The 25,115-nt window shown below is 61.8% G+C and carries 28 protein-coding genes; 10 read left to right on the top strand and 18 right to left on the bottom strand.

Features of this window, described 5'->3' with window-relative positions:
• Nucleotides 1-69: 69 nt before the first annotated feature.
• The 4 genes from QVF59_RS07400 to QVF59_RS07385 all read right to left on the bottom strand — a co-directional run bounded on the left by QVF59_RS07400 (nucleotide 70) and on the right by QVF59_RS07385 (nucleotide 4,168).
• Nucleotides 70-561, bottom strand: a complete 492-nt coding sequence (locus tag QVF59_RS07400) for an aminoacyl-tRNA deacylase (protein WP_287878469.1) — start codon at nucleotides 559-561, stop codon at nucleotides 70-72.
• A gap of 77 nt (nucleotides 562-638) precedes the next feature.
• Nucleotides 639-1,889, bottom strand: a complete 1,251-nt coding sequence (locus QVF59_RS07395; RefSeq protein ID WP_287878466.1) for a complex I 51 kDa subunit family protein — start codon at nucleotides 1,887-1,889, stop codon at nucleotides 639-641.
• Between the two features lie 12 nt (nucleotides 1,890-1,901).
• Nucleotides 1,902-3,524 (bottom strand): FAD-dependent oxidoreductase, encoded by a 1,623-nt coding sequence (locus tag QVF59_RS07390; protein ID WP_287878465.1) that lies wholly within the window; start codon nucleotides 3,522-3,524, stop codon nucleotides 1,902-1,904.
• Nucleotides 3,521-4,168: a 2Fe-2S iron-sulfur cluster-binding protein gene (locus tag QVF59_RS07385; protein WP_287878464.1), complete on the bottom strand. Its 648-nt coding sequence runs from the start codon at nucleotides 4,166-4,168 to the stop codon at nucleotides 3,521-3,523. The genes QVF59_RS07390 and QVF59_RS07385 overlap by 4 nt, the downstream gene beginning before the upstream one ends.
• A gap of 426 nt (nucleotides 4,169-4,594) precedes the next feature.
• On the opposite strand from QVF59_RS07385, the gene QVF59_RS07380 reads away from it, so the two are divergent.
• Nucleotides 4,595-5,536, top strand: a complete 942-nt coding sequence (locus QVF59_RS07380; protein ID WP_287878462.1) for an AEC family transporter — start codon at nucleotides 4,595-4,597, stop codon at nucleotides 5,534-5,536.
• Nucleotides 5,537-5,660: 124 nt separating this feature from the next.
• Here the strand turns inward: QVF59_RS07380 and QVF59_RS07375 are convergent, their stop codons facing one another.
• Nucleotides 5,661-5,846 carry a hypothetical protein gene (locus QVF59_RS07375; protein ID WP_287878461.1) on the bottom strand — a complete coding sequence of 62 codons (186 nt, stop codon included), beginning with the start codon at nucleotides 5,844-5,846 and terminating at the stop codon, nucleotides 5,661-5,663.
• A 146-nt stretch (nucleotides 5,847-5,992) separates the two neighbouring features.
• On the bottom strand, nucleotides 5,993-6,664 hold the full coding sequence (locus QVF59_RS07370; RefSeq protein ID WP_287878460.1) for a GntR family transcriptional regulator: 672 nt from the start codon (nucleotides 6,662-6,664) through the stop codon (nucleotides 5,993-5,995).
• Between the two features lie 149 nt (nucleotides 6,665-6,813).
• Here QVF59_RS07370 and QVF59_RS07365 point away from each other — a divergent pair, with 149 nt between their 5' ends.
• Genes QVF59_RS07365 through QVF59_RS07355 form a run of 3 tightly spaced genes read left to right on the top strand, consistent with a single transcriptional unit; the run spans nucleotide 6,814 to nucleotide 9,933 of the window.
• Complete coding sequence (locus tag QVF59_RS07365; protein ID WP_287878458.1) at nucleotides 6,814-7,554, top strand: SDR family NAD(P)-dependent oxidoreductase; 741 nt, start codon at nucleotides 6,814-6,816, stop codon at nucleotides 7,552-7,554.
• Nucleotides 7,547-8,605: a phosphotransferase gene (locus tag QVF59_RS07360; protein WP_287878457.1), complete on the top strand. Its 1,059-nt coding sequence runs from the start codon at nucleotides 7,547-7,549 to the stop codon at nucleotides 8,603-8,605. The genes QVF59_RS07365 and QVF59_RS07360 overlap by 8 nt, the downstream gene beginning before the upstream one ends.
• On the top strand, nucleotides 8,602-9,933 hold the full coding sequence (locus QVF59_RS07355; protein WP_287878455.1) for an aspartate aminotransferase family protein: 1,332 nt from the start codon (nucleotides 8,602-8,604) through the stop codon (nucleotides 9,931-9,933). The genes QVF59_RS07360 and QVF59_RS07355 overlap by 4 nt, the downstream gene beginning before the upstream one ends.
• 9 nt (nucleotides 9,934-9,942) lie before the next feature.
• Here the strand turns inward: QVF59_RS07355 and mdcH are convergent, their stop codons facing one another.
• The 8 genes from mdcH to QVF59_RS07315 all read right to left on the bottom strand — a co-directional run bounded on the left by mdcH (nucleotide 9,943) and on the right by QVF59_RS07315 (nucleotide 17,047).
• Nucleotides 9,943-10,890, bottom strand: coding sequence for a malonate decarboxylase subunit epsilon (mdcH, locus tag QVF59_RS07350; RefSeq protein ID WP_287878454.1), 948 nt, complete (start codon nucleotides 10,888-10,890; stop codon nucleotides 9,943-9,945).
• Nucleotides 10,887-11,540: a malonate decarboxylase holo-ACP synthase gene (locus QVF59_RS07345; protein ID WP_287878452.1), complete on the bottom strand. Its 654-nt coding sequence runs from the start codon at nucleotides 11,538-11,540 to the stop codon at nucleotides 10,887-10,889. Before QVF59_RS07345 ends, mdcH begins: the two co-directional genes overlap by 4 nt.
• Nucleotides 11,528-12,352, bottom strand: coding sequence for a biotin-independent malonate decarboxylase subunit gamma (gene mdcE, locus QVF59_RS07340; RefSeq protein ID WP_159876517.1), 825 nt, complete (start codon nucleotides 12,350-12,352; stop codon nucleotides 11,528-11,530). The genes QVF59_RS07345 and mdcE overlap by 13 nt, the downstream gene beginning before the upstream one ends.
• Nucleotides 12,349-13,212 carry a biotin-independent malonate decarboxylase subunit beta gene (locus QVF59_RS07335; protein ID WP_287878450.1) on the bottom strand — a complete coding sequence of 288 codons (864 nt, stop codon included), beginning with the start codon at nucleotides 13,210-13,212 and terminating at the stop codon, nucleotides 12,349-12,351. Before QVF59_RS07335 ends, mdcE begins: the two co-directional genes overlap by 4 nt.
• Nucleotides 13,209-13,505: a malonate decarboxylase subunit delta gene (locus tag QVF59_RS07330; RefSeq protein WP_287878448.1), complete on the bottom strand. Its 297-nt coding sequence runs from the start codon at nucleotides 13,503-13,505 to the stop codon at nucleotides 13,209-13,211. The genes QVF59_RS07335 and QVF59_RS07330 overlap by 4 nt, the downstream gene beginning before the upstream one ends.
• Nucleotides 13,506-13,518: 13 nt before the next feature.
• Nucleotides 13,519-14,376, bottom strand: coding sequence for a triphosphoribosyl-dephospho-CoA synthase (locus tag QVF59_RS07325; RefSeq protein WP_159876523.1), 858 nt, complete (start codon nucleotides 14,374-14,376; stop codon nucleotides 13,519-13,521).
• On the bottom strand, nucleotides 14,376-16,037 hold the full coding sequence (gene mdcA, locus QVF59_RS07320) for a malonate decarboxylase subunit alpha (RefSeq protein ID WP_287878446.1): 1,662 nt from the start codon (nucleotides 16,035-16,037) through the stop codon (nucleotides 14,376-14,378). The genes QVF59_RS07325 and mdcA overlap by 1 nt, the downstream gene beginning before the upstream one ends.
• A gap of 92 nt (nucleotides 16,038-16,129) precedes the next feature.
• Nucleotides 16,130-17,047, bottom strand: coding sequence for a LysR family transcriptional regulator (locus tag QVF59_RS07315; RefSeq protein WP_287878445.1), 918 nt, complete (start codon nucleotides 17,045-17,047; stop codon nucleotides 16,130-16,132).
• Nucleotides 17,048-17,559: 512 nt separating this feature from the next.
• On the opposite strand from QVF59_RS07315, the gene QVF59_RS07310 reads away from it, so the two are divergent.
• Both QVF59_RS07310 and QVF59_RS07305 read left to right on the top strand, forming a co-directional pair.
• The gene (locus QVF59_RS07310) at nucleotides 17,560-18,096 is read left to right on the top strand and encodes a hypothetical protein (RefSeq protein WP_287878443.1); all 537 of its coding nucleotides are present in this window, start codon (nucleotides 17,560-17,562) and stop codon (nucleotides 18,094-18,096) included.
• Between the two features lie 133 nt (nucleotides 18,097-18,229).
• A complete protein-coding gene (locus QVF59_RS07305) occupies nucleotides 18,230-18,496 on the top strand; it encodes a hypothetical protein (protein WP_159876532.1) in 267 nt (88 codons plus the stop codon).
• 87 nt (nucleotides 18,497-18,583) lie between these two features.
• Here QVF59_RS07305 and QVF59_RS07300 read toward each other — a convergent pair whose 3' ends face one another.
• The 4 genes from QVF59_RS07300 to ilvA all read right to left on the bottom strand — a co-directional run bounded on the left by QVF59_RS07300 (nucleotide 18,584) and on the right by ilvA (nucleotide 21,715).
• Nucleotides 18,584-19,042, bottom strand: coding sequence for a hypothetical protein (locus tag QVF59_RS07300; RefSeq protein WP_287878441.1), 459 nt, complete (start codon nucleotides 19,040-19,042; stop codon nucleotides 18,584-18,586).
• 19 nt (nucleotides 19,043-19,061) lie between these two features.
• The gene (locus tag QVF59_RS07295) at nucleotides 19,062-19,301 is read right to left on the bottom strand and encodes a hypothetical protein (RefSeq protein ID WP_287878439.1); all 240 of its coding nucleotides are present in this window, start codon (nucleotides 19,299-19,301) and stop codon (nucleotides 19,062-19,064) included.
• Nucleotides 19,302-19,483: 182 nt separating this feature from the next.
• Nucleotides 19,484-20,131, bottom strand: coding sequence for an HAD family hydrolase (locus QVF59_RS07290; RefSeq protein WP_287878436.1), 648 nt, complete (start codon nucleotides 20,129-20,131; stop codon nucleotides 19,484-19,486).
• 54 nt (nucleotides 20,132-20,185) lie between these two features.
• Nucleotides 20,186-21,715, bottom strand: coding sequence for a threonine ammonia-lyase, biosynthetic (gene ilvA, locus QVF59_RS07285; protein ID WP_159876540.1), 1,530 nt, complete (start codon nucleotides 21,713-21,715; stop codon nucleotides 20,186-20,188).
• Between the two features lie 223 nt (nucleotides 21,716-21,938).
• Here ilvA and QVF59_RS07280 point away from each other — a divergent pair, with 223 nt between their 5' ends.
• The 4 genes from QVF59_RS07280 to lipA all read left to right on the top strand — a co-directional run bounded on the left by QVF59_RS07280 (nucleotide 21,939) and on the right by lipA (nucleotide 25,047).
• Nucleotides 21,939-23,087, top strand: coding sequence for a D-alanyl-D-alanine carboxypeptidase family protein (locus tag QVF59_RS07280; RefSeq protein ID WP_287878433.1), 1,149 nt, complete (start codon nucleotides 21,939-21,941; stop codon nucleotides 23,085-23,087).
• 93 nt (nucleotides 23,088-23,180) lie between these two features.
• Complete coding sequence (locus QVF59_RS07275) at nucleotides 23,181-23,459, top strand: YbeD family protein (protein WP_059286389.1); 279 nt, start codon at nucleotides 23,181-23,183, stop codon at nucleotides 23,457-23,459.
• Between the two features lie 20 nt (nucleotides 23,460-23,479).
• Complete coding sequence (gene lipB / locus QVF59_RS07270; RefSeq protein WP_045844836.1) at nucleotides 23,480-24,103, top strand: lipoyl(octanoyl) transferase LipB; 624 nt, start codon at nucleotides 23,480-23,482, stop codon at nucleotides 24,101-24,103.
• Complete coding sequence (gene lipA, locus QVF59_RS07265; protein ID WP_159876546.1) at nucleotides 24,100-25,047, top strand: lipoyl synthase; 948 nt, start codon at nucleotides 24,100-24,102, stop codon at nucleotides 25,045-25,047. Before lipB ends, lipA begins: the two co-directional genes overlap by 4 nt.
• Nucleotides 25,048-25,115 lie beyond the last annotated feature (68 nt).

The raw sequence follows: 25,115 nt of genomic DNA, 5'->3' as shown, positions 1-25,115 counted from the left end.
GGCAAAGGCCCTGCGCGTGTTGACCGGTGGCGGCGGCAGTCTTGTTGCCTGCCGCCCCGGTGTTGCTGCTTATTTCTCCAGCGCCACTTCCACGCAGCGCGCTTGCAGCAGGCGGCCGATGTCCAGCGGCGACATGGCCACTTGCAGGCCGCGGCGGCCACCGTTGATGAATACCTGTTGCAGCTGCAGGATGCTGGCTTCCATGTATACCGGCATGGGCGTGCGGGTGGCGAAGGGGCTGGTGCCGCCCACCAGATAGCCGGAGTGGCGGTTGGCAATGTCCGGTTTGCAGGGCTGCACTTTCTTGCAGGGCAGCTGGCGGGCCAGTTCCTTGGCCGATACCTTGCGGTCGCCGTGCATCAGCACCACCAGCGGCAGGCCGTCCTGGTCTTCAAACAGCAGGGTCTTGATGACGGCGTGTTCGTCCACCTTCAGTTCGCGTGCCGGGGTGGCGGTGCCGCCGTGTTCTTCGTAGCTGTAGGCGTGGCAGCTGAAATCCACCTTGTGGTCCAGCAGAAAGCGCAGTGCCGGGGTGCTGCCGGCGATGGTTTGTTGGCGCATTGGCTTATTCCTGTGGTGATAGTGGCTTGGCCGGCAGTACTTGGCTGCCAGGGCTGGCGGCGGTTTTGGGGTCGGGCTCAGGCATCTGCTGGGGTCGGCAGGCCGTATTCTTGCGGGAAGGTGTGAAAAGAGCTTTTCACCACGGTAACGGCACCGTCGATCAGGCCGCAGCGGCCGCTGCCGGGCAGGATCTGACACAGGTGCTGCAGGGCATCCAGATCGGCTGCGCTGTGGCGACCTCCGTCAATACGGTCCAGCAGGCGTGCCAGCTGAAAAGTGCCGCATTTGCAGGACGGGCATTGGCCGCAGGAGCCCTTGGCAAAGAAGTCGATGTATTCGGCCACCTTGCGGATGATGCTGCTGCCTTCGGATATCACGATCATTGCGCCGGTACCCAGCCGGGAGTGGCGCAGCCAGACCGAGTCGAAGTCCAGTGCCACGTCCAGGTCGCGGGCGGTGAGCAGGGTATTGGACGGGCCGCCGGTGAACACGGCCTTGAAGGCCTTGCCCTGCAGCATGCCGCCGCCGTAGTGGAATACCAGTTCCTGCAGGCTGGTACCCATGGGCAGCTCGTACAGGCCGGGGCGCAGCACGTCACCGGACAGTGAGTACAGCTTGGTGCCACCAGCCTTACCCACGCCTAGTGCGCGGTACCAGCCGGCACCGTGGCGCAGGATGTGGCTGACATTGGCCAGGGTTTCCACATTGTTGATCAGGGTGGGCTGACCGTTGATGCCTTGTTCTGCCGGGAAGGGCGGTTTTTTACGCGGGAAGGGGAAGCCGGCTTCCAGTGAGGCTACCACCGCGGTTTCCTCGCCGCCGATATAGCGGCCAGAGCTGGCCACCACCTTGATGGCCAGTGGATGGCCCAGCGCCGTAGCCAGCTTGTCCAGCCAGGGGCTGTCCTGCCATTGGCTGACCGCCAGCTGCATATGGTGCAAGCTTTGGCCCTGATGCGGGTTGATGTAGAAGATGACGCAGGCTGCGCGCACGGCCAGCGCGGCAATCAGTGCGCCTTCCACCACCTGATGTGGCGATGCGCTGAGCAAGGTGCGGTCCTTGAAGGTGCCCGGTTCGTCCTCGTTGCCATTGCACACCACGTATTTGTTGTCGCCCACGGCATTGGCGGCGGCTTCCCATTTGCGCCAGGCGGGAAAGCCAGCCCCTCCCATGCCGCGCAGGTCGGCATCGGCAATCTGGCGGATGATGGTGGTGGGTGCCTGCAAGGCAGCCTGCAGGCCAAGGCCGCCGCCCTGTTGCAGCCAGGCGGATAGATCCGGGCCTACCTGTAGCGCGGGGTTGAGCAGAACCTGATTGAGTTTTTCCATGATGTTGTTCTCCTAGACGCGCGGTCCGGCGGGGCGGTGCAGCTTGAGCCGGGCTTCGCCGGGGTAGAGCAGCGGGGCTTGCTGGCTGCTGTCCAGTCCGGCAAGGGCCAGCTGGCGTTGCCAGCGGTAGACGTGTTCGATGCCGCCACGTTGCGGTGGCAGGGTGGATTTGTGACGGGCAGCCTGTGCCTGGCGGGCGGCCTGACGACCGGCGCGACGACCAAAGGCCAGGATGTCCAGCAGGGCATTGCCCATCAGCCGGTTGCGGCCATGAATGCCGCCAGTGATTTCACCGGCACACAGCAGGCCGGGGACGCTGGTCTGGCCATTGCCGTCGATGATGACGCCGCCGTTCTGGTAGTGCAGGGTGGGGTAGATCAGCATGGGTTCGCGGGTGGGGTCGATGCCGCATTTGTCAGCCAGGTGCTGCAAGGCAGGCAGGCATTGTGCCAGCTCCGGCCCCAGTGCGCGGGTGTCCAGAAACACGCCGATCTGGCCATTGCGGTCGATGCCGCGCCCGGCGGCGCATTCGCGCAGGATGGCGGCGCTTACCACGTCGCGCGGGGCCAGCTCTTCGACAAAACGCTCACCCAGACCGTTGACCAGCAAGGCCCCGCCGGAGCGGGCGGCTTCGGAAATCAGCCCGCCACGCAGTCGCGCCGGCCAGGCCACGCCGGTGGGGTGGTACTGGAAGGCGTCCATGTCACGCAAGCCGGCACCCAGCCGGTAGGCCAGCACCAGCCCGTCGGCGGTGGCGCCGTAGTGGTTGGAGGTGGGAAAGCCTTGCAGGTGCAGCCGGCCGCAACCACCGGTGGCCAGAATGGTTTGCCGGGCTGATACCACCATGAAGCGCTGGTATTCCAGGTCGTACAGCACGGCCCCGGCGCAGCTGCCGTCCTCGTGCGACAGCAGTTCCACCACCGGGCAGCGGTTGAGCTGGGTGATGGCCGGGTCCAGTTCCACGGTTTCGCGCAGCACGCGCATCATCTCCAGCCCGGTGTAATCGCGGTAGCACAGGATGCGCGGCTGACTGCAGCCACCGGCCTGCTTGTAGCGCAGCTTGCCACCATCTTCCAGCGGTTCGTCCAGGTCAAAGTGCATGCCCAGTTCGATCAGCCAGCGAATCACCCCCGGCGCATCGCTGGCCATCTGGGCCAGCAGTTGCGGGTTGGCGGCGTCGTGGCCACCGCGCATGGCATCGTCAAAGTGCTGCTGCGGGCTGTCGCTGGCAGCCAGTGCCGCCTGGATGCCACCTTCGGCCATGACGGTATTGCTGTCGCCCAGGCGCAGCTTGCTGGCCAGCATGACTTCTGCGCCGCTGCGGGCTGCGGTCAGAGCGGCAGCTGCGCCGGCACCGCCACCGCCTATCACCAGCACGTCGGTGCTGCGTTGTTCGGCTCCGGCCAGATCAAAACCGTCGATCAGCGCATTGCTTTGCAGCAGTGCGGCCAGGCGCGGGTGGCAGGGCTGGCCGCGGCTGGGGCCGATCTGCAGCAGGGTGCTGGCATTGCCGGCATTGTCGGGGTGGTATTGCGCCAGCAGTGCGCTGCGTGACAGATCGGCCGGGCGTAGTGGCGGGCGGTCATGCGCGGCCAGGTTGGCCAGTGCCTGCAGGTAGTGAATCGCGCTGCTCATACCTCGCTCCTTGTGTTGTCTGTCTGTGTGTTGATGGCCATTTCGCCACGGGCTTGTTGTTCCAGTCGGCGTAGCAGATCGCCCGGTCGCAGGTTCTGGATGGCCTGGGCGCGCCGCAGGTAAAGGCCGACATGATTGGGGCGGATGTTCTCCGGGCAGGCCAGCGTGCACAGATTGCACATGATGCAGGGATCAAACAGTGCTGCCGCTGCTTGCAGCTGGCCACTATTGGCCAAGGCAATACCTTGTTGCACCGGGATATGGCGCGGACAGGCGCGGTCACAGCCGCTGCAGTGCCGACACTGGGAGATTTCGGGGAAGGTTTGCTGTAGCTGTGGCAGTGCCTGCCAGCCGTCGCGCAGGTCGTGCGGGCGGTATCGGTGCAGGTGTTCTGGCAGGTAGTAGTCGATAAAGCTGACCTGCATGCCGTCTTCCACCACGGTTTCACAAGCCAGGCGCGTTTCGGCGCTGCGCTCGCCGGCCTTGCGGACCAGGCAGCGACAGGAGCCGCACACGCCCTGGCCCATGCAGCCGATATTGGCGGTGAGTGGCGTATCGCCTTCCAGGCGGGTATGCAGGATGGAGTTGCCGGGTGTGGCGTCCACCACCTTGCCATCTATGCTGATGCGGATGGTTTCACTCATGGGATTTTCCTCAAGCTTGGGTTGCGGCCTGCGGCGGCATGGTGTGCTGCCACTGGCCGGGCCGTTGCCTGTGCTACTGCAAGGAGCGTGCCACGCAGTGAAAATCAGCCAATACATTGAATGTAAAGAAGAAAGTATCGCTACCCGCTTGCCCGGTGGCGCGGGATCGACGGAAAACCGTGCGTCAGCCGGGCTGCGGTTTACGGAAAACCTTACGCCGGGTAGTGATTTGTGCGGTTTGGCTGCCTGAGCGGCAAAGTGCGGATTTCCGTACCTGATTGGCCGGTAATTCGCGGCTGGCCGTACTTTCAGTGTTTTGCCAATGGCATTGTTCATTTAAATCAATGACATGCAGTGACTATTGCGTGGCACGGGGCTTGCTCTGAGGTGGGCGGGAGACACATTACAGAGACAAGGAGCAAGACCATGTGGGGAACCATGAGTACAGCACTGCTACCGGTGGTGCTATTGATGATGCTGGGCTGGTTTGGCGGTCAGCGCGGCTATTTCCGTCAGGCGGATGTGGGGGTGATGGCGACCCTGGTCATGCGCTATGCCTTGCCGTGTTCGCTGTTCATCGGCGCACTGAAAACGCCGCCAGAGCGCATCCAGAACCTGCCGTTCATTCTGTGCATGACTTTCGGCTTTGTCGGCACCTATGTGCTGGCCTTGCTGGCCGGGCGTTATTACTACCGGCAGGGTCTGAAAACCAGTGCCATCCAGGCCCTGGTGTGCACCTTTCCGGATATGGCCTACTTTGGCGCGCCCATCCTGCAGCAGGTGTGTGGTCCGCAGGGTTTCATCGCCGTGCTGATTGGCAACCTGATCACCAGCTTTGTCATTCTGCCGCTTACCATCGTGCTGTGCCGCTGCGGCGAGATGTCCGATGCCGGTGCAGATGACGGCGTGGTAACCATGCTGAAGCAAAGCCTGGTAAAAACCCTGTCCAACCAGATTGTCTGGCTGCCGATTCTGGGGGTGATCCTCAGCTTCAATCACCTGCATCTGCCTGCTGCGGTACAGGAAAGCGTGGACATGCTGGCCAAGGCGGCCGGTGGGGTGTCGCTGCTGGCACTGGGCCTGATGTTCTGCGGTGAAAAACCCAGCTTCAACGGCCATGTGGTGGGCAATGTGGCGATGAAGAACTTCCTGCAACCGGCCCTGATGCTGCTGGGCATCTTCCTGTTTGGCGTGGATGCGGAATTTGCCAAGCAGGCGCTGATTGTCGGGGCGGTGCCCACCGCCATTGCGGCCTCGATGTTTGCCGTACGCAACCAGACCTATGCGCTGCATGCCTCGCACTCGGTGCTGGTGGGGACGGTAATTGGCGTATTTGGCGAGGCGGCGCTGATTTACTTCATGGTGTGATTGGCGGATGGTGTCACGCAGGCGGGCCGGCTGACTGCTCGTCATGCGTGTGCCACTGGCAGCAACAAGGCCCGGCAATGCCGGGCCTTGTCATGTGTGCCGCGCGGGAAGATGGCCGGGCCGCTTAGTGTTGTGGTGACAGCCGGATGAATAGCAAGCGCACCAGCAGGTAGGTGGCGGCATTGCCCATGGTCATCAGCAGCAGCACGGCAGGCAGCGACAGGGTGCCGATGGTGGCCAGCGGGTTGCTGCCCAGTTGGCGGGCCAGCAAGGAGGAGCAGATCAGGCTGAGCAGCAGTTTGAAGGTCATGGCAGCAGCTTTCCGTAATACAGGTGCCGCCTGTATTGCAAAAGCTGTGCCTGAAAATATTTTTTCAAGTCATTGAAAAACAAGGGTTTGTTTTGGGGTGGTATGGCGATGCGTCGGGTTTTCGTATTTGCAGGTACGGAAATCCGTCAATTTGGCGCTGGCCGGGCTTGCAGATGCAGCAGGATGCTGTGACCACCATGCAGGATGTCGTCGCCAATGGCTGCCGCCGCTGCCGGGCCGTCGTGCTGGCGGATGGCAGCCAGCACCGGGTAGTGGTAGTCGATCATGTCGCTGCCGCCTTCACGGTACACCGCCGAAATCAATGGTCCCATCTGCAGCCAGATGCGGTAGAGGATGCCTTGCAGGAAGGGCAGGCCGGCAATCTCCACCAGGGCAAAGTGAAACTGCTGGTTCAGCTCGCAGCCCTGGGCAATGTCCTGGGCGGTCATGGCCGCAGCATTGCGGCTGATGATGTGTTCCAGTCTGGCAATGGCGCTGGCGTCCGCTTTGCTGGCGGCGGTTTCGGCGGCCAGCCCTTCCAGCCGGATGCGAATGGCGCGGATTTCCAGATAGCGCTCCACTGTCATGTGGGGTACGCGGATGTCGCGCGGCGACTGCATGGTCAGCGCCTGTTCCTGCACCAGTCGCAGGATGGCATCGCGCACCGGGGTGACGCTGGTGCCCAGCTGTTCGGCCAGATCGCGGATTTTCAGCCGTGCTCCCGGCTGCAAACGGCCCTGTATCAGCGCATTGCACAGCAGCTGGTATACCGTGCTACCCAGATTGTCGTGTTCCAGTGTGTCCAGTTGGTAGTCCATGGGGCGGGGGTGCAAGTGACGGCAAAGCCGCATGGTAGCACTGCACTTGCCAGATTGAAATGCAGCAAATATGATGCATCATAAATCCGACTGACCAGGGTAGGGCTGACGGTGCTTGCCGGTTCTGCCCTCGATACAGGAGTGCCATCATGTCCCATCCCACTCGCTACATGCTGCTGACTGGTGCCAGCCGCGGTATTGGCCATGCCACGGTCAAGCTGTTCCAGGAAAACGGTTGGCAGATTTTCACCGTGTCGCGCCAGCCGTTTTCCGAGGCCTGCCTGTGGCCATCGGCCCGTCAAAGCCATGTGCAGGCTGATTTGTCCGACCTGTCCTGCCTGGACAGGCTGATTGCCGAGGTGAGAAGCCGGCTGCCAGATGGTCAGCTGCATGCCCTGGTCAATAATGCCGGCATTTCACCCAAGGGCGCGCAGGGAGAGCGGCTGGGCATACTGGCCAGCAATGCCGACGACTGGAGCCGGGTGCTGAATGTGAATCTGGTGTCTACTGCCTTGCTGGCACGCGGCTTGTTTCCCGAGCTGAAAAAGGCGCAGGGCTCCATTGTCAATGTCACCTCGATCGCCGGTTCGCGCGTGCACCCGTTTGCCGGCGTGGCCTATGCCGCCTCCAAGGCCGGGCTGGCAGCGCTCACTCGCGAACTGGCGCATGAGTTTGGCCCGCATGGCATCCGCGCCAATGCCATTGCGCCGGGTGAAATCGACACCGCCATCCTGTCGCCGGACACCGCCAGCATTATCGAGCGCGATGTGCCCATGCACCGGCTGGGGACACCACATGAAGTGGCGGAGGCTATCCATTTTCTGTGCTCCGGCCATTCTTCCTATATCAATGGCTCGGAAATCCACATCAACGGAGGGCAGCATGTCTGAAATGATGATCGACCAGCTGTTTTCCACCATGGCGGCACCGGTGGAGTGTAGTGAAGCCACTGTGCTGTTGTGGCAGCATTATGGCCTGCGTGGGGTGGCCAGCCCGCTCAATAGTGAACGGGACGCCAATTTCCACATCCGCGGTTACGATGGCCGCGAATATGTGCTGAAGCTGACTCATCCGGCTGAAGACCGGGCCGTTACAGATTTCCAGAGCCGGGCGCTGTTGCATGCGCTGGCGCGTGACCCGACCCTGCCGGTGCCGCAGCTGCTGCCACGCAGCGATGGCCAGCCTTATGCCGTGGTGAATATGGCAGATGGCAGTCAGCGCGTGTTGCGCCTGCTCAGCTATCTGGGCGGTCAGCCGCTGCATCAGCTGGTACGCAGCGCGGCGCAGCGCCGCCATCTGGGCGAAACCCTGGGCCGGCTGGACAATGCACTGCGGGATTATGTGCATCCGGCGGCGCATCATCCGCTGTTGTGGGATATCCAGCATGCCGAGAGGCTGCAGCCGCTGCTGGCTGAAACACCGGACGGGCCACAAAAAGCCGTGCTGGCCGACTGGCTGGTGCATTTCATCCAGCAGGTGCAGCCGGTACTGGGCGGCCTGCGGCGGCAGGTGATTCATAACGACCTCAATCCGCACAATGTGCTGGTCGATCCGCAAGACCAGATCACCACCGCCGGCCTGATCGACTTTGGCGACATGGTGGAAGCCCCGCTGATCAACGAACTGGCGGTGGCCTGCTCCTACCAGCTGTCTTCCAGCGCCAATCCGCTGGACACTGCCGGTGAGCTGATTGCCGGCTATCACGCAGTTTGTCCGCTGCTGGCCGAGGAAGTCGCCATCCTGTACGAGCTGATTCTTACCCGGCTGTGCATGACCGTGACCATTACTGGCTGGCGTGCAGCACGTTACCCGGAAAACAGCAGCTACATCCTGCGCAACAACGGTTTGAGCTGGGACGGCCTGCAGCGCCTGTCCGCGCTGGGGCGCGCCCGGGCCACCGACTATCTGTTCCAGCTGTGTCAGATGAAAGGACAAGCATGAATCCGCCCGATCAACGCATGGTGAATGCCTTCGACCCCGCCATGGCCCGCAGTCTGCCGGAGCGAGAACAGGCGCTGCTGCACCGCCGCCAGCAGGCGCTTGGCCAGGCCTACCGCCTGTTCTACCAGCAGCCCTTGCATGTGGTGCGCGGTGAGGGGGTGTGGCTGTACGACGCCGACGGCCAGCCGTATCTGGATGTGTATAACAATGTGGCTTCGGTGGGCCACAGCCACCCGCAGGTGGTGGCGGCCATTGCCCGTCAGGCTGCCGTGCTCAATACCCATACCCGTTATCTGAACGACGGCATCGTCGATTATGCCGAGCGCCTGCTGTCCACACTGGCCATGCCCGGCTATCAGGCCATGTTTACCTGCACCGGCAGCGAGGCCAACGACCTGGCCTTGCGCCTGGCGGGCAGCTTCACCGGCGGGCAAGGGGTGATTGTCACTGCGCATGCCTATCACGGCGTCACCAGCAGTATTGCCGCTTGCTCACCAGCCTTTGGCGATGGCGTGCCGCTGGGGCCGAACGTACGTACCGTGGCGGCACCGGATGGCTATCGCGGCAATCCGCAGCAAGTGGCCGAGCAGTTCACGCGCGATGTACAGGCTGCCATTGCTGACCTGCAGCGCCACGGCATCCGTCCGGCGGCACTGCTGGTGGACACGCTGTTTACCAGTGATGGGGTGTTTGCTGACCCTGCCGGTTTCCTCCAAGGTGCGGTGGATGCCATCCACGCTGCTGGCGGCCTGTTCATCGCCGACGAGGTGCAGGCCGGTTTCGCCCGCAGCGGCAGCCATTTCTGGGGCTTTCAGCGCCATGGCGTGGTGCCGGACATCATCACCATGGGCAAGCCGATGGGTAATGGCCACCCGCTGGCCGGGCTGATGGCGCGCGCCGACATCATCGACTGCTTTGGCGCTCAGGTACGTTACTTCAATACCTTTGGCGGCAATCCGGTGTCTTGCGCTGCCGGGATGGCGGTGCTGGATGTCATCGAGGGAGAAGGGCTGCAGCAGAACGCCCACGCTACCGGGGCTTATCTCAAGGCCGGCTTCGAGGCACTGGCAGGCAAGCATGCGCTGATTGGCGATGTACGCGGCACTGGCTTCTTTATCGGCGTGGAAATGGTGAGCGACCGGGACCACAAAAAACCGGCAAGTGCGCAGACCACTCGCATCGTCAATGCGCTGCGCGAGCGGCGCATCCTGATCAGCGCCACCGGCCCGGCAGGCAATATCCTGAAAGTCAGGCCGCAGCTGCCGTTTGGCCGGGAGCATGCCGACATGCTGCTGGCCGCGCTGGACGAGGTCTTGGCCGGGCTGTGAGGCCCGTATTCAGCCATGCTGGCCTGCATCATCCTGGCTTAGCCGGCGGGCTGCGTGTTGCAGGCTGTCCAGCCGACTGTCCGCCACCGCCATGGCTTCACCCGGTGTGAATACCGGGTGTAACAGGTGGGTGAGGGTGGAGCCGGGAGGCATCTCCAGCGCCAGCCGTGCGCCGCGCTCCCATGCCAGCCGGGCAGTGTCATGCCAGTGCACCGTGCGCGCCATATTGCCGGCCAGGTCGTCACGTATCTGCGCGGGTGTGCGCAGCACCCGTGCGGCATTGGCGCTCAGATAATCCAGCGCGGGAGCTTGCAACGGAATGTCACGCAGCGCCTGCTGCAATTCATCCGCGGGCTGCGCCAGCAAGCAGCAATGCGATGGCACGCTGATGACCAGGCGCTGACAGCGGGCCGCACCGGCTTGCAGACTTAGCTGGCTTATGCGGGCCAGCCCGTCATCGGCACCGGCTACCACCAGTTGGCGCTCGGCATTTATATTGGCCAGATACACCGGAAAACCTTCGGCCTGCACGCGGTCCAGAAGGGTTTGCAGTGCTGGCAGTTTCAGTCCGGTGATGGCGCTCATGCCATAGCCGTGCGGATAGGCTTGCTCCATCAATTGTGCGCGCAGCCGTACCAGCCGCAGTGCATCGGCAAAATCCAGCACGCCGGCACAGACTGCTGCTGCAAAAGCACCGATGGACAGCCCGCATACCATCTGCGGCCGGATATCCTGCTGTTGCAGCCAGCGCGCGCTGGCAACGCCGGCAATCAGCAGGCAAAGCTGTACTGCCACGGTGGATTGCAGTGCCGTGGCACTGTCCAGCGCTGTAGGGGGTTGTTCCAGCACGGTTGCCGCTGTCTGCAGGGTGGCGTGGCAGGCCGGATGATCAGGTAGGTGGTGCAGCATGCCGGCTTGCTGGCTGCCCTGGCCGGGAAAGGCAAACAGTACGCTCATTGTGCGGACTCCACGTTCCAGGGCATGTGCAACAAGCGAGGTCCGCTCCCGGTTTTTACCATGACCTTGCCGCCGCGCAGCCATTCCTGCAGGGCGATGCCGCCGGCTGGTGTTTCCAGCTGTATATCCACCCGGCAGCCCAGTTTTTGCGTGCGCCTGACCAGCTGGTGCAACGCTGTCATGGATGGCGGGTGTGGCGTGCGCAGCAGCAGGTCCAGATCGCTGCCCGGACCGAGTGCAGGCCAGCCGCTGGCCAGTTCGTAGCCGACACCACCGGTAATTCCCCAGTCCATCTCCAGATCATCCAGCCAGGGGTGCAGCTGCTGCAGGGCTTGCAGCGGTGGCAGTAGCCGGTAGCGCGGGTGCCGCTGCCAGTCCTGTCTTGCCGCCAGCTGTTCCGGGCTCAAGCTGCGGCAGATGGTGGCCAGTTCCACCCACAGGGCCTGACGTTGGCTGCGCAGCCGACCGCGGATGCCCACGGGAATGCGCTGGCCAGTTGCCTGATCGCGCCGGACGACAACCGGCCGGGACGGCTGCCAGTCGTCCCTCAGCCACTCCGGCAGGGCAGGGTTGTCCAGCCAGGGCCAATCGCCAGTCAGCCACAGCAGGTCGTGAGCTTGCGGCGTTGCGGGCGGACTCAGTCTTGCCATTGCTGCTGCAGTAGCTGACGCACCCGGCGCGACATGCTGCGGTTTTCCCCATGCAGCCTGTTTTCCAGCCCGCACGAGCTGTCGCTGGCGATTTCTGTCAATGCAGCGGTCAAGGCGGTGTTGACCAGATCGACATCGGCGGCATCCGGCTGGTCGGGCCGGTTTACCTTGAGCAGCCGCCACAGCATGCCCAGGCTGGCATAGCTGTGGATGTCGTAGGCCATGGGCGGGATGCTGGCGGCCAGGTTTTCCAGCGCGGCCACGCTGCGCAGGGTGATGCGCGCAGCAGCTTCCTTGCCCATGGCATGTACCATCACGTCTTCATCATCCAGTGCCAGCAGGCGGTTGGCCTGGTAGCCATGGGCCAGAAAACCGCCGGACATGGCCTTGCCGACAATCAGTCCGATGACGGCATGGCCGGCCAGCCTGGCTTCGGCATAGGCCGCTGCGGCACTGGCCAGCGACTGGTGGATGCCGTAGGCCTCTTCGCGCCGGCCATAGGCCTGGCTGGGGACGTCGATGATGGCAATGATGGCGCGTTTGTGCTGCAAGCCTGCGTCGGCCTGTACTGCATCGCGTACGGCATGCGCCAGCGACCAGCCTTCCAGCAAGCCCACTTCACCATGGCGGGCACGGGGCAAGGGGTTGTCCGGGTCTGTTACCACGGCAAGGTAGCGTGCCGGCATGCCGTTCAGGCTGGAATCGCATACTAGCAATGACGGCGGATGGCCGGCTTGCAGTGGGCTGTCACCACATAATGCGTGCAGCCAGATGTGGCCGCGCTGGCTAGGTCGGCTAGGAGTTTGTGTCATGCTGACCTCTCGGGCAGGAAGAAATGGCGGGCAGTGCTGGCATCGGCCTGTTGTGTGGTGTCCATGGCTGCCAGTCTTTGCAAATACCAGTCATGGCGCTGATGGCGTGGCGTGGCAGGCAGTCCCTGTGCCAGATATCGCTGCACCTGATCGCGGATAGTGTCGCAGTCATCCGGCAGGCAGGCATCGGCTAGGTCGCAGTGTTGGCGCTGTTCGCCACCGCTCAGGCTCCAGATGAAGGGGCGGTCGCGGCTGTCGTACTCATCGGCGCCAGCTTCCTGCTCTATCACCTGTGGACCGTTCAATCCCAGCCTGGCTTCGCGGGTGACGACAAGATAGCTGCACAGGCCGGCCGCAATCGACATGCCGCCAAAGCAGCCTACGGGGCCTGCAATCACGCCGATGACTGGCTGATAGCGGCCGAGATCCACGATGGCAGCATGGATGTCGGCAATGGCGGCAAGTCCCAGATTGGCTTCCTGCAGGCGGACGCCGCCTGTTTCCAGCAACAGCACGGCGGCGGTAGGAATGCCATGCCGGTTGTCGGCAGCAGCCTGTTCCAGCGCTCCGGCCAGCTTGGCACCGCCAACTTCGCCCATGCTACCGCCCTGAAAGCCGCCTTCCACGGCCAGTACCACCACAGGCTGGCCAGCCAGCCGGCCCTTGGCAATCACTACGCCATCATCTGCCTGCGCTACGATGCCTTGCGCTGCCAGCCAGGGGGAGTACAGCCGCTCGAACGGTCCGGCCAGCTCGCGCCAGCTGTCAGCATCCAGCAATTGGCGGGTGCGCTCGCGTGCAGTCAGTTCGATAAAGCTCTGATAGTGCAATAACTGTTCAATGGTCTGCTGGTGATTCATGCCTGCAAGCCCTCCATGGCCTGGGCCAGCCGCAGGCCGATGACGCCTGGTGTGGCACCGAAGTCGTTGATTTCCATGTGCATGGCCGCCTGCTCTCCAGTGGCAAACAGACGCTCCAGTTGAGCTTGCCAGCGGGTATGGCTGCCATCGCTGCTGCTGTTGACCAGAATCTCGATGTGGCCCGCCGGGCCGGGTTCCAGCAGGATTTCCAGATCGCCGGAGGCCACTACCCCCACCATGACGCGTTGTTTTGCCGGTGCGCTGGCCGGGTAGTGCAGATGTAGTGTTTCCATGTTTTCTCCTTGCTTAGATGCTAGCCAGCAGCGGCAGCCGATCCAGCAGTAGGGTGGCTGCCAGCAAGTCGGCGGAACCGCCGGGGGACAAGCTACGTGCCAGCATGTCGTTTTCCAGTTGATACAAGCGGCGGCGTCCGTCCAGGGTGGCTGCCCCGCCGGCATCCAGCACTGCGCTCGCACCGGTCTGCACCAGTTGCAGGCCTTGCCGGCCACCACGCGCCAGCAGGCAGGTATCATCCAGCTGGCTCATCAGCGCCAGCAGGGTGTTGATCCGGGCGGTGTTTTCGTGGTCGCCTCGGGCCCGGTGGGCGTGCAAGGCGGGCAGGGCCAGTCCGGTGAGATGAGGGAAGGCCTGTTCTGCCTCTGCCCGTGCGCCGCCAACACCATAGGCTTGGCAGGCCAGGCTGCCTTTGAGCAGCGCCACCGGCTGACTGTCATCCGGAATGCATGCCAGGGTGCTGGCGCGACTGCAGACCTGTTCTGCCTGCAAGGTGCTGCCATTCATGGCGGCAGCCGATAACAGCAGGCCCAGCGCCCAGATGGCACCGCGGTGGGTATTGATGCCGGCGGTGACGTTGAACATGCGTTGCTCGCCTTGCCGACCGATACTGCCCAGCCGTGCACGTAGTGCAGGCGTGGCTGTCTGTTGCCATGCGGCCTGCGCCATGGAGAAAAAAGCCGCTTGCAGGGTGCGGGCAGAGCGGCACATCAGGGCGAGTGTCATGTCGCGGTGCGCACCGCTGCCGCGGCGATCTACCAGGCCGGGCTTGGGGGTGAGCATCACCTCATCCAGCAGTGACTGACAGGCCAGTGCTGCCAGCTGGCTGGCAAACTGGCGGGCAAGGTCCGCTTGCGCTGATGGCTGCATTACCAGCTCCTGAAGCGTGCTGGTGGCTGATACAGGCCATCCGACCAACTGACAAGATCAGCCATGCTTTTGGCCGCCAGCAGCGAGCGGCTGGCATCACTGCGCCGTATGCCCAGGTCTTCCGGCAGTGCGATGAGGCCGGCCTTGCGCATGGCTGTGGTGGTGGCTGGCTGGTGCTGCAGGCCAATGGGTGTGACCCCGGCTATTGCGGCAAGCATCTGGCGGCGTTGCTCCAGCGACTGGGCTTTGTAGAGATAGGCAATGCCCACTTCGGTCAGGACATGGCTGACGTCGTCGCCGTAAACCATGACCGGGGCCAGTGGCATGCCGGTGTCGCGGGCGACTTGTACGGCGTCCAGGCTTTCGACAAAAGTGGGGGTCTGGCCGGATTGGAAGGTTTCCACCATCTGTACCACCAGCTTGCGGCCACGCGCCAGCAGGCTGTCGGTCTGGATCAGATCCAGCCATGCCGGAGTGGGATGGCGGCGGCCATGCGGGTCGTGTCCCATATTGGGTGCGCCACCAAAACCGGACAGTCGGCCATGGGTGACGGTGGATGAGTTGCCATCGCCGTCTATTTGCAAGGTGGAGCCGATGAACATGTCAACCGCGTATTGTCCTGCCAGCTGGCAAAACGCCCGGTTCGAGCGCAGCGAGCCATCCTTGCCCGTGAAAAAGACATCCGGCCTGGCTGCTACATAGGCTTCCATGCCCAGTTCGCCGCCAAAGCAGTGCACGCTGTCCACCCAGCCGCTTTCGATGGCCGGAATCAGTGTGGGATGGGGGTTGAGCGCCCAGTGGCGGCAGATTTTTCCCTTCAGCCCCAGTTGCTCGCCATAGGTAGGCAGCAATAGTTCGATGGCTGCGGTATTGAAACCCAGGCCATGATTGAGCGATTGAACCTGATGGCGTTCGTAGATGCCACGAATGGCCATCATCGCCATCAGCACATGTACCGGCTTGATATGGCGTGGATCGCGGGTAAACAAGGGTTCCATGAAAAAGGGCCGGTCGGCTTGAACGACAAAGTCCACCCAGTCGGCCGGAATATCCACCCGGGTGAGTTCGGCTGGGTCATCAACGATTTCGTTGACCTGCGCAATGACGATGCCGTTACGAAAAGCGGTGGCTTCCACCAGCGCTGGCGTGTCCTCGGTACTGGGGCCGGTGTACAGATTGCCGTGGCGATCGGCCTGGTAAGCGGCCACCAGCGCCACATTGGGGGTGAGGTCGACAAACAGGCGGGCATACAGCTCGATATAGGTGTGGATGGCACCAATTTCCAGGCAGCCATCCTGCAGCAATTGACCGATGCGCAGGCTTTGCGGGCCGGAAAAGGAAAAATCCAGTTTGTGGGCAATGCCGCTTTCGAAGATGTCCAGATGTTCCGGCCGGCTGATGCTGGGAATGATCATGTGCAGATCGTGTATCCGGGCCGGATCCAGCCGGGCCAGGGTGCGGGACAGGAAGTCTGCCTGTTTCTGGTTATTGCCTTCCAGTACCACCCGGTCGCCCGGGGCCAACAGCAGGTGCAGCGCATTGAGCAGCTGGCTGGCAGGCAGGATGCAGCCATCGGTCAGGGGCTGGACCAGTGCCAGACGGCGCAATTTTTCATGGCGGCGGGATTGCCAGTCGGGGCTCCGGGGAAGAGGGGCGTTCATATTGGCTCCGCATCGGTATCGGGAAGCCTTGCACGGTAGTGAGAGACTCACGGCTGATCAATCAAGCTGCTGGCTGATTTGTTAGCCTCAGGCTAATGGTGCGCGCTGGCACGGGTCAGCATGCGGGCTTCTGCCACCAGTGCCAGCAGGTTGGGGTCCCGTTCGCGGTAATCGTGAAACAGCAGTTTGATGTGCTGTGTGCTGCGCCAGGCGGGCAGTAGCGGGGTGAAGCGGATGCGCTCGGCCAGCAGGGGGCGAACCCGGCCAGGCAGCAGGCTGTAACCAATCCCGCCAGCTACCAGGTTCATCAGCGAAAAGATGTCGCCCACCCGCATCACCACCCGTGGTTCAAAGCCCGCACGCTGGCATAGCTGGTAAAAATGCAGACTGGTAGCAAAGCCGTCGTGAAGGGTGACAAAGCGTTGTTCGCGCAGGGAAGTCGGATCGAGTGGCGCGGCCCCTGGGGCTGGCAGGCTGGCGGCGCTGGCGATGAACAGTTCGTCCTGGTACAGCGGCAGGCTTTGCGTGCCGGCGGGCTGGGCATCATCCGGCATGGCAATCAGCAGGGCATCTACGGTGTGTTGCTGCAACTGGCTCAGCAATTCCCGGCTGGAACCCAGCTGCAGCTCGATATCCAGCTCCGGACGACGCAGCTTGATACCCATGATCAGGCGTGGAATGGTTTCGCTGGTGAGAGAGTAGATGGCACCTATCCTGAGTTTTTTGGTGGCCACGCCTGCCTGTTCCCGGGTGTGTCTAATGCCTTCCTCCAGCTTGTTCAGCACTTCGCTGGCAGTTTCGGCCAGTGATAGCGTGGCTGGTAGCGGGGTGAGGTTGCGGCCTTGCGGGCGGAACAGCGGGCAGCCTATGGCATTTTCCAGCGAGTGCAGGGCGCGGTGCACACTCACCGTACTGAGCCCGGTACATTCGGCAGTGCGCGCCAGATTGCCCGCGGTAACAAAGGCAGTCAGCACCTTCAGTTTCTTGAGTGTGATTTCATCATTGATCATGGTGTTTGGCCTGCTTGCTGCGATGAGGGGGGAGCCGAAGCAAGACTGCCAGATGGCGGAAGGGGGTGGCCAGTGCTCACGGTAAGGTGGCAAGGACGGCTGTGCTGCAGTGTGGAGATGGCTGACCGGAGGCAGAATAAAAATTGCCCACCCAGCAAGGGGTGGGCACAAGTTCCATAGGGATGGAGGAGGATTAACGCAGGCAGTATCCCGGTGGGCAAAAACCACGTCCAGTGCGACTTGGGTAGAGTTTGTGCCATATCAATACCGGCATGTCACATCGGCAGCCGCTGGCGGGCTGTGATGGATTTATGCAGTCGATATCAGATAAATGCATACCGATTTGAAGATTGATGATTTTCCTCGGCTCCATGGCAGCGCTACAGTGCAGTCTGGGTCGGCGCTGCCGATGTGTCCTTGTCACTTGCTTGTTGTATTGCCTGCCGCTGGTCAGGTTTGCTATGAATTCATTGCTTGCCCGTTTTTTACAGCAGGTGCATCCGGCCTATTTCATGGAATTTCCACTGTGGAGCACTGCTGCAGGGGAAATCGAGGGTGAATTCCTCAAGGTGCGGCTGGCCAGCCGTTTTGTGCCGGTGGCGGATGAAACGGGCCAGGCGCTAGGCATGCTGGCGCAGCTGCACGCTATTGCGCCGGGCGGAGAACCGATAGGCGGTGAAGTGCTGACGCGGCTGACCGGGGTGAGTGAAACCCCCGTGGTGCTGGACCGCTTTATCCGTTGCCTGCATCTGCTCAACTTCCTGCAAGGCCCGCATGTGGGAAATGGTTTGTTGCTGCCGGTATCTGCTGCCTTGCTGGTGCGGGTGAGCCAGGATCACGGACGGGTGTTCCGCCAGATTGTCGATCAGCTGCTGCTACCAACTCCACGCATAGGCTTTGTGCTGCCGCTAGCGATGAGTTCTGCGGCAGAAGCCGTGGGCCAGTTGCAGCAAAGCTATGCCCGCTATGGCTTCGAGACCTATCTTGCCCTGCAGCCAGAGGCGGGTGACCGTTGCATGAGGCTCCGCCCGGTACTGCGTTCTGTGTGATTTTCCCGGCATTTCCAGCAGGCTGGCTGGTCTGGATGGGTGTTGAGCCTGCAGTCATGGCTGCATCGGGGTATACTACCCGGCTGCGTTCGCGTCATTTCGACATGACAAGCCATGGTAACGGGAAGTGAAGATGACTGAAGATCAAATCAAATGTTGCTGGTGTGACGAGGTATCCAGCCGGGATCAACTGACAGGGCCGGCGGGCAATCTGTGTCCGCACTGTGAGGAACCGGTACTGCCGTCAACGTTTGGTGAGTTGGAACTGGGCCAGGATTTTGCCTGCAGCCTGGGTGGTTCATGGAAGAAAATTTCTGACAGCAAGGCTGAAATGCACGATGCGGCTCCGTCCGACAAGCCTTGCGAGTTCAAGCCGGCAGAAGTGGTTTACCCCTTCTGATGCCGGCATGGGGCGGCCGATACAGCCTGCCTGATATGCAGCCGCCGCCAGCTTTCTGGCGGCGGTTTTTCTTTGTCCACAGCGTTTTCAGCTGGCGGCGCGCTCCAGTGTGATGGCTGCAATATCCAGATGGTGCATCAGCTCACGCAGAATCAGCAGGCTGCCGACAAAATCCACTGCATCCGGCAGGCCGGCAGCCGAACCACCTTCCACCGCATTGGCCAGGCGCGAAAACAGGCTTTCCACGCTATGTCGCCCAAGCTGGCTGCCAGGCTGTAATGGCAGGCCGCATTGTGTGGCGATCTGGTAAAGGGCCGGGTCGCTGCCACTGATGGTGTTAAGCGCCAGGGACTGAGGCCAGCAGGTGCTGATGGCATCTTCCACCTGCATGATAGCCATCTCCAGTGCTGCCGGACTGGGGAGACGCTGTGGGCCTGCGGCTAGTACCGATTGCCAGCCGATCGGCATGCTGCTTGGCTGCTGTGCCGGGTGTGCCTGCGCCAGGCTGGTGTGTCCGGCACCGATATGCAGATGAAGATGGCTCATGCTGTGTGGCCTCGCTGTGTCAGTGATTGATGCCGGCGTTGTGCTGGTTTTTCTGCAGCAGGGCGGCCTGCCAGGCCGCATTGTCGCGAGCAATTTCAGCCTGCCGTTCTGCAGGGAGGCGGGCATCGGCTGCCTTGATGGCCGCTTGTTCCGCCTGCCAGGCGCTGATGTCGTTGGCGCTGGGGTAGTTGCTGTGGTGTGCGGCCAGTGCGGCGGTGCTGAAGCTCAGGGCCAGCAGGGTGAGGGCGAGGTGTTTCATGGTTTGCATCCTTGTCGGGTTTGCGCTGTCAGTCAGCGGATGGATGCAGTGTATTGATTACCCATGATGTGAAAAATACCAGTATGTTCAAGAAATTGTTTCTTATTGGTGTTTAATCGTGCAAAAGAAAACCCGCATTGCCGGAGGCAGCATGCGGGTTGCGGCGCTTGCTCGCTGCCGGCTTACAGATGCTGCAGCAATTCCAGCGGATGGTTGATGCTGATGTCGGCACCCCATTGCTCCGGCTGGTCTTGCTCCGAGATATACCCCCAGTTGGCCAGTACGGTTTTCATGCCCACCACGCGGCCGGCCTGGATGTCGCGCTCGGCGTCGCCCACATACAGGCAGTGCTGCGGGGCAATGCCGATCTGGCTGGCCGCATGCAGCATGGGAGCCGGGTTCGGCTTGGGTACACCCACGGTATCGCCGCTGACGGTGACGGCCGGTCGGCTGGCAAAGGGCAGGGCAGGCACCAGCCGGTCGGTAAAACGCATCGGCTTGTTGGTGATGATGCCCCAGGTCAGCCCCTTGGCCGCGATGCCGTCCAGCATGCTGTTGATGCCGTCGAACAGTACGGTTTCGTCGGCAAAGCTGTGCTCGTAGTGGTCGAGAAAACGCAGGCGGTATTCTTCGAAACGTGGATGCTCGCGATCAATGCCAAAGCCCAGGCTCACCAGCCCGCGTGCGCCATGGCTGGCAATCGGGCGGATGGCGGAGTAGGGCTGCGGGGGCAGGCCTTCTTCGGCCAGCAGACGGTTGAGGGCGGCGCCCAGGTCGCGTGCGGTGTCGGCCAGGGTGCCGTCCAGATCGAACAATACGGCTTGAATCATGTGCAATGCCTGTAGCAAGAGTCTGCTGCCGGCTGGGTGCGCCGGCAGGCAGGGTTAGCGGATGGTCTTGCCCAGGAACAGCTTGTAGGCCGGGTTGTCGGTTTCTTCCACATAGGGGTAGGCCAGACCATCCAGGAAACGCTGGAACTCGGCATTATCGCTGGATGGCACCTGAATGCCTACCAGTACGCGGCCGTAGTCGGCACCGTGGTTGCGGTAGTGGAACAGGCTGATGTTCCAGTTGGTCTGCATGCCTTCCAGGAAGCGCATCAGCGCACCCGGACGTTCCGGGAATTCAAAGCGCAGCACGCGCTCGTCCTTCAGCTGCGGGGCATGGCCGCCCACCAGATGGCGGATGTGCAGCTTGGCCAGCTCGTTGTCGGTCAGGTCCAGCCCATCCAGATTGCTGGCCTTGAGTTCGTTGATGATGCGCTCCGAATCCTGCTTGCCGCTGATCTGCACCCCGACAAACACATGGGCGGTGCCGGGGTCGGCAAAGCGGTAGTTGAATTCGGTGATGTTACGGTTGCCGATCACCGCACAGAACTGCTTGAAGCTGCCCGGTTTTTCCGGAATGGTGACCGCGATGATGGCTTCGCGGCGCTCGCCCAGCTCGGAGCGTTCCGAGACGTGACGCAGGCGGTCGAAGTTCATGTTGGCGCCGCAATTGATGGCCACCAGCGTCTGGCCGGTACAGCCTTCGCGCTCGATATAGGCCTTGGCAGCTGCCACGGCCAGTGCACCGGCTGGCTCCACGATGGAGCGGGTGTCTTCGAAAATGTCCTTGATGGCGGCGCACATGGCGTCGGAATCCACCAGCATGATTTCGTCCAGCAGCTCGCGGCAGATACGGAAGGTTTCCTCGCCCACCAGCTTCACCGCCACGCCATCGGCAAACAGGCCCACGTCTTTCAGTTCTACGCGCTCGCCTTTTTCGATGGACTGCTTCATCGCGTCCGAATCCACCGGCTGCACGCCGATGATCTTGATTTCCGGTTTCAGGCGCTTGATGAAGCTGGCCACGCCAGCAGCCAGACCGCCGCCGCCAATGGCGACGAACACGGCATCGATATGGCCGGGGTGCTGGCGCAGGATTTCCATGCCTATGGTGCCCTGGCCGGCAATCACGTCCGGGTCGTCAAACGGCGGGATATAGGTTTTGCCGGTTTCGGCCACCAGTTTCATTGCATGTTTGTAAGCGTCGCTGAACGATTCGCCATGCAGCACTACCTTGCCGCCACGGCTGGTGACGCCGTCAATTTTCACCTGTGGGGTGGTCACCGGCATCACGATGATGGCTTCACAGCCAATCTTCTTGGCGGACAAGGCCACGCCCTGGGCATGGTTGCCGGCGCTAGCGGTAATCACGCCGTTGGCCAGCTGCTCCGGTGTCAGCTTGGCCATCTTGTTGTACGCGCCACGCAGCTTGAACGAGAACACCGGTTGCAGGTCTTCGCGCTTCAGCAAAATGGTGTTGCCGGTGCGGCGGCTGAGGTTGTTGGCGGTTTCCAGCGGAGTTTCCACTGCGACGTCATAGACGCGGGAGGTGAGGATGCGCTCCAGATAGTCTTGCTTGTCTTGCATGGTGATGCCGATGTCCTTGTCGTTCTTTCTTATTGAACTGTCAGAGTAGCAGGAACTCCAAGCCGCCGGGAAGCCGTGTTGCCATTTTCATGCTGCATTGCCGCAATCAACCGTCTGCCATCCGCAGATTGCTGCAAAAATCGGCCATTTACGGTCAACGCAGCGGCGTGGACGTGTATAATCAGCGGCTATTGTTTGTACCCCTCACCCGTTGTCGATCCTAATGAAAACCACCATCACCCGAATTCTGCTGGCCGCCAGCCTGGCCATGCCTGTTGCTGCGTCTGCTGCCGCTGCCTTTGTTCCGCCGGTGCCGGAAATTGCCGGCAAGGCGTTTTATCTTGTCGATTTCAACAGTGGCCAGGTGCTGGCCGCACAGGATCCGGATGCCCGCGTCGAGCCGGCCTCGCTGACCAAGCTGATGACGGCCTACCTTACCTTCAAGGCGGTGAAGGAAAAGCGCCTGTCGCTGGATCAGATGCTGACCGTATCCAGCCGTGGCTGGAAAACCGATGGTTCGCGCATGTTCCTGGACCCGAAAGTGCCGGTCAAGGTGGATGACCTGATCAAGGGCATGATCGTGCAGTCCGGCAACGATGCCTGCGTGACCCTGGCCGAAGCCATTGCCGGCAGCGAAGACGTGTTCGCCCAGCTGATGACCCAGCAGGCGCAGAAACTGGGCATGAAGAATACCCAGTTCCGCAATGCCACCGGCCTGCCGCATGCCGATCACTACACCACCGTGCATGATCTGGCCATCCTGTCCGCCGCGCTGATCCGTGACTTCCCGGAGTTCTACCCCACGTACTCCATCAAGTCCTTCACCTATAACAAGATTACCCAGCCCAACCGCAACCTGCTGCTGTACCGTGACCCCAACGTCGACGGCATGAAAACCGGTTACACCGATACCGCCGGCTACAATATGATTACCTCCAGCCATCGTGATGGCCGTCGGGTGATTTCGGTGGTGGTGGGTACGGCCAGCCCGGAGGCGCGCGCCAACGAAAGTGCCAAACTGCTGAATTACGGCTTGCAGTTTTTCGAAACGCCCAAACTTTACAGCGCATCCAAGCCTGTTTCCGAAGTGCCGGTCTACAAGGGCGCAGCCAAATCGGTACCGGTTGGCTTTGCCCAGGATGTATTCGCCACGGTGGCCAAGGGTCAGTCGGCCCAGCTGAAGGCGGACATGTCCACCATGCAGCCGCTGATCGCACCGATCAAGGCAGGTCAGACGGTGGGCAAGCTGGTGGTAAGCCTGGATGGCAAGCCGCTACTGGAGCGCCCGGTGGTTGCGTTGCAGGCGGTGGAAGAAGGTGGTTTCTTCAGCCGCCTGTGGGATAGCATCAAGCTGATGCTGGGCTGGAAGTAAACCGGCTTTTGATTGACGCCCCGCCTGCCGGGGTTCGGCAATGGCCTGCATCGGGTGATGCGGGCCTTTTGCCTTTGCAGAATCGAGTTGAACATGGCTGAAAACAGCACTGAAAAGCAGGAAATCATTGAATTTCCCTGTCGCTTCCCCCTGAAGGTGATGGGCGAGCGTCACGACGAATTTGTCCTCACCATGACCGAAGTGGTGCGTGTGCACGCGCCGGACCTGGCCGAGCATGATGTCACCCTGCGGGAAAGCTCGGGTGGACGTTTCTACGCGCTGACCATTACCGTGAATGCCACCTCGCGCCAGCAGCTGGATAATATCTACCTGTCGCTCACTGGCCACCCCATGGTCAAGATGGTGCTTTAAACCAACGTGGAGCCAAGCGCGTGCAGCGTCTGATCAAGCATTTGGGCCTGGTGGACTACGAACCCACCTGGCGGGCCATGCAGGCCTTTACCGATACCCGCACGGCCGAAACGCCGGATGAGCTGTGGGTGGTGGAGCACCATCCGGTATACACCCAGGGTCTGGCCGGCAAGCCGGAGCATCTGTTGCGCCTGACCGACATCCCGGTGGTAAAGACCGACCGGGGTGGCCAGGTCACTTATCATGGCCCCGGCCAACTGGTGGTGTATCTGCTGATTGACTTCAAGCGCATGCACATTGGCGTGCGCGAACTGGTGCGTCGCATCGAGCAGTCGGTGATCGACATGCTGGCCGGGCAGGGCATTACCGCCAATGGCGACGTAAACGCGCCGGGCGTGTATGTGGACGGCGCCAAGATCGCCTCGCTGGGCTTGCGCATCAAGAATGGCGCGGTGTATCACGGCCTGTCGCTGAATGTGGACATGGACCTGACGCCGTTTGGCTGGATCAATCCCTGTGGCTATGAAGGCCTGCGGGTGACGCAAATGAAGGATTTGGGGGTGGATAAAACCCTGGCGCAAGTGGCCGAGCTGCTGCTGCCCCAGCTGGAAAAACACCTGACCGTGGTGAAGGAGACAGCATGAAGTTGGACAACGAGGCAGGGGTCAAGCATAAAGGCGCCGCCAAAACCGCACGCATTCCCATCAAGATCGTGCCGCTGGATGAAAAGCTGAAAAAACCGGAGTGGATTCGCGCCAAGCTGCCCACTGGCCAGCGTTTTCATGAAATCAAGCAGATTCTGCGCGACCAGAAACTGCATACCGTGTGCGAAGAAGCCACCTGCCCGAATATCGGCGAGTGTTTCAGCAAGGGCACGGCCACCTTCATGATCATGGGTGATATCTGCACCCGTCGCTGCCCCTTCTGTGATGTGGGTCATGGCCGTCCCAATCCGCTGGACGAAAACGAGCCCAAGCACCTGGCCGAGAGCGTGGCCGCCATGCGCCTGAAGTATGTGGTGGTGACTTCGGTAGACCGTGACGACCTGCGCGACGGCGGTGCCCAGCATTTTGCCGACTGCATCAGCGCGGTGCGCGCGGCTTCGCCGAATACCCAGATCGAAACCCTGGTGCCGGACTTTCGTGGTCGACTGGATCTGGCAGTGGATATTCTCACCACCACGCCGCCGGATGTGATGAACCACAATCTGGAAACCGTGCCGCGCCTGTACAAGCAGGCCCGTCCGGGTGCTGATTACGCCCACTCCTTGCAGTTACTGAAAGACTACAAGGCCAAAAACCCCGAAGTACGGACCAAGTCCGGCCTGATGGTGGGTCTGGGCGAAACCGACGAGGAAATCCTCGAAGTGATGCGTGATCTGCGCGCCCATAATGTGGACATGCTGACCATTGGCCAGTACCTGCAACCGTCCGACGGACACTTGCCGGTATTGCGTTACGTGCACCCGGACATCTTCAAGATGTTCGAGGAAAAAGCCTATGAAATGGGCTTTGCCCATGCTGCAGTCGGTGCCATGGTGCGCTCCAGCTACCATGCCGATGTGCAGGCGCACGAGGCTGGCGTGTAATCAGCAGCAATGCCCGCGTTCTTGCTGATGCGGCTGGTGTAATCAGGGCTGCGTGCCTGTCGATATAT

The organism is Aquitalea sp., from assembly GCF_030150775.1.
Taxonomy (GTDB): domain Bacteria; phylum Pseudomonadota; class Gammaproteobacteria; order Burkholderiales; family Chromobacteriaceae; genus Aquitalea; species Aquitalea denitrificans.
This window is presented reverse-complemented; position numbering and strand designations above follow the sequence as displayed.

What these genes read in the sequence shown, in the direction of transcription:
- QVF59_RS07355 (WP_287878455.1), top strand. Translation starts at nt 8,602, where the DNA reads ATGAATCCGCCCGATCAACGCATGGTGAATGCCTTCGACCCCGCCATG.
- QVF59_RS07370 (WP_287878460.1), bottom strand. Translation starts at nt 6,664, where the DNA reads ATGGACTACCAACTGGACACACTGGAACACGACAATCTGGGTAGCACG.
- mdcE (WP_159876517.1), bottom strand. Translation starts at nt 12,352, where the DNA reads ATGACACAAACTCCTAGCCGACCTAGCCAGCGCGGCCACATCTGGCTG.
- QVF59_RS07300 (WP_287878441.1), bottom strand. Translation starts at nt 19,042, where the DNA reads ATGAGCCATCTTCATCTGCATATCGGTGCCGGACACACCAGCCTGGCG.
- QVF59_RS07380 (WP_287878462.1), top strand. Translation starts at nt 4,595, where the DNA reads ATGTGGGGAACCATGAGTACAGCACTGCTACCGGTGGTGCTATTGATG.
- QVF59_RS07310 (WP_287878443.1), top strand. Translation starts at nt 17,560, where the DNA reads ATGGAATTTCCACTGTGGAGCACTGCTGCAGGGGAAATCGAGGGTGAA.
- QVF59_RS07330 (WP_287878448.1), bottom strand. Translation starts at nt 13,505, where the DNA reads ATGGAAACACTACATCTGCACTACCCGGCCAGCGCACCGGCAAAACAA.
- QVF59_RS07385 (WP_287878464.1), bottom strand. Translation starts at nt 4,168, where the DNA reads ATGAGTGAAACCATCCGCATCAGCATAGATGGCAAGGTGGTGGACGCC.
- QVF59_RS07275 (WP_059286389.1), top strand. Translation starts at nt 23,181, where the DNA reads ATGGCTGAAAACAGCACTGAAAAGCAGGAAATCATTGAATTTCCCTGT.
- QVF59_RS07395 (WP_287878466.1), bottom strand. Translation starts at nt 1,889, where the DNA reads ATGGAAAAACTCAATCAGGTTCTGCTCAACCCCGCGCTACAGGTAGGC.
- lipA (WP_159876546.1), top strand. Translation starts at nt 24,100, where the DNA reads ATGAAGTTGGACAACGAGGCAGGGGTCAAGCATAAAGGCGCCGCCAAA.
- QVF59_RS07280 (WP_287878433.1), top strand. Translation starts at nt 21,939, where the DNA reads ATGAAAACCACCATCACCCGAATTCTGCTGGCCGCCAGCCTGGCCATG.
- QVF59_RS07295 (WP_287878439.1), bottom strand. Translation starts at nt 19,301, where the DNA reads ATGAAACACCTCGCCCTCACCCTGCTGGCCCTGAGCTTCAGCACCGCC.
- QVF59_RS07390 (WP_287878465.1), bottom strand. Translation starts at nt 3,524, where the DNA reads ATGAGCAGCGCGATTCACTACCTGCAGGCACTGGCCAACCTGGCCGCG.
- QVF59_RS07400 (WP_287878469.1), bottom strand. Translation starts at nt 561, where the DNA reads ATGCGCCAACAAACCATCGCCGGCAGCACCCCGGCACTGCGCTTTCTG.
- QVF59_RS07290 (WP_287878436.1), bottom strand. Translation starts at nt 20,131, where the DNA reads ATGATTCAAGCCGTATTGTTCGATCTGGACGGCACCCTGGCCGACACC.
- QVF59_RS07360 (WP_287878457.1), top strand. Translation starts at nt 7,547, where the DNA reads ATGTCTGAAATGATGATCGACCAGCTGTTTTCCACCATGGCGGCACCG.
- mdcA (WP_287878446.1), bottom strand. Translation starts at nt 16,037, where the DNA reads ATGAACGCCCCTCTTCCCCGGAGCCCCGACTGGCAATCCCGCCGCCAT.
- QVF59_RS07365 (WP_287878458.1), top strand. Translation starts at nt 6,814, where the DNA reads ATGTCCCATCCCACTCGCTACATGCTGCTGACTGGTGCCAGCCGCGGT.
- mdcH (WP_287878454.1), bottom strand. Translation starts at nt 10,890, where the DNA reads ATGAGCGTACTGTTTGCCTTTCCCGGCCAGGGCAGCCAGCAAGCCGGC.
- QVF59_RS07375 (WP_287878461.1), bottom strand. Translation starts at nt 5,846, where the DNA reads ATGACCTTCAAACTGCTGCTCAGCCTGATCTGCTCCTCCTTGCTGGCC.
- QVF59_RS07345 (WP_287878452.1), bottom strand. Translation starts at nt 11,540, where the DNA reads ATGGCAAGACTGAGTCCGCCCGCAACGCCGCAAGCTCACGACCTGCTG.
- QVF59_RS07305 (WP_159876532.1), top strand. Translation starts at nt 18,230, where the DNA reads ATGACTGAAGATCAAATCAAATGTTGCTGGTGTGACGAGGTATCCAGC.
- QVF59_RS07325 (WP_159876523.1), bottom strand. Translation starts at nt 14,376, where the DNA reads ATGCAGCCATCAGCGCAAGCGGACCTTGCCCGCCAGTTTGCCAGCCAG.
- QVF59_RS07335 (WP_287878450.1), bottom strand. Translation starts at nt 13,212, where the DNA reads ATGAATCACCAGCAGACCATTGAACAGTTATTGCACTATCAGAGCTTT.
- QVF59_RS07315 (WP_287878445.1), bottom strand. Translation starts at nt 17,047, where the DNA reads ATGATCAATGATGAAATCACACTCAAGAAACTGAAGGTGCTGACTGCC.
- ilvA (WP_159876540.1), bottom strand. Translation starts at nt 21,715, where the DNA reads ATGCAAGACAAGCAAGACTATCTGGAGCGCATCCTCACCTCCCGCGTC.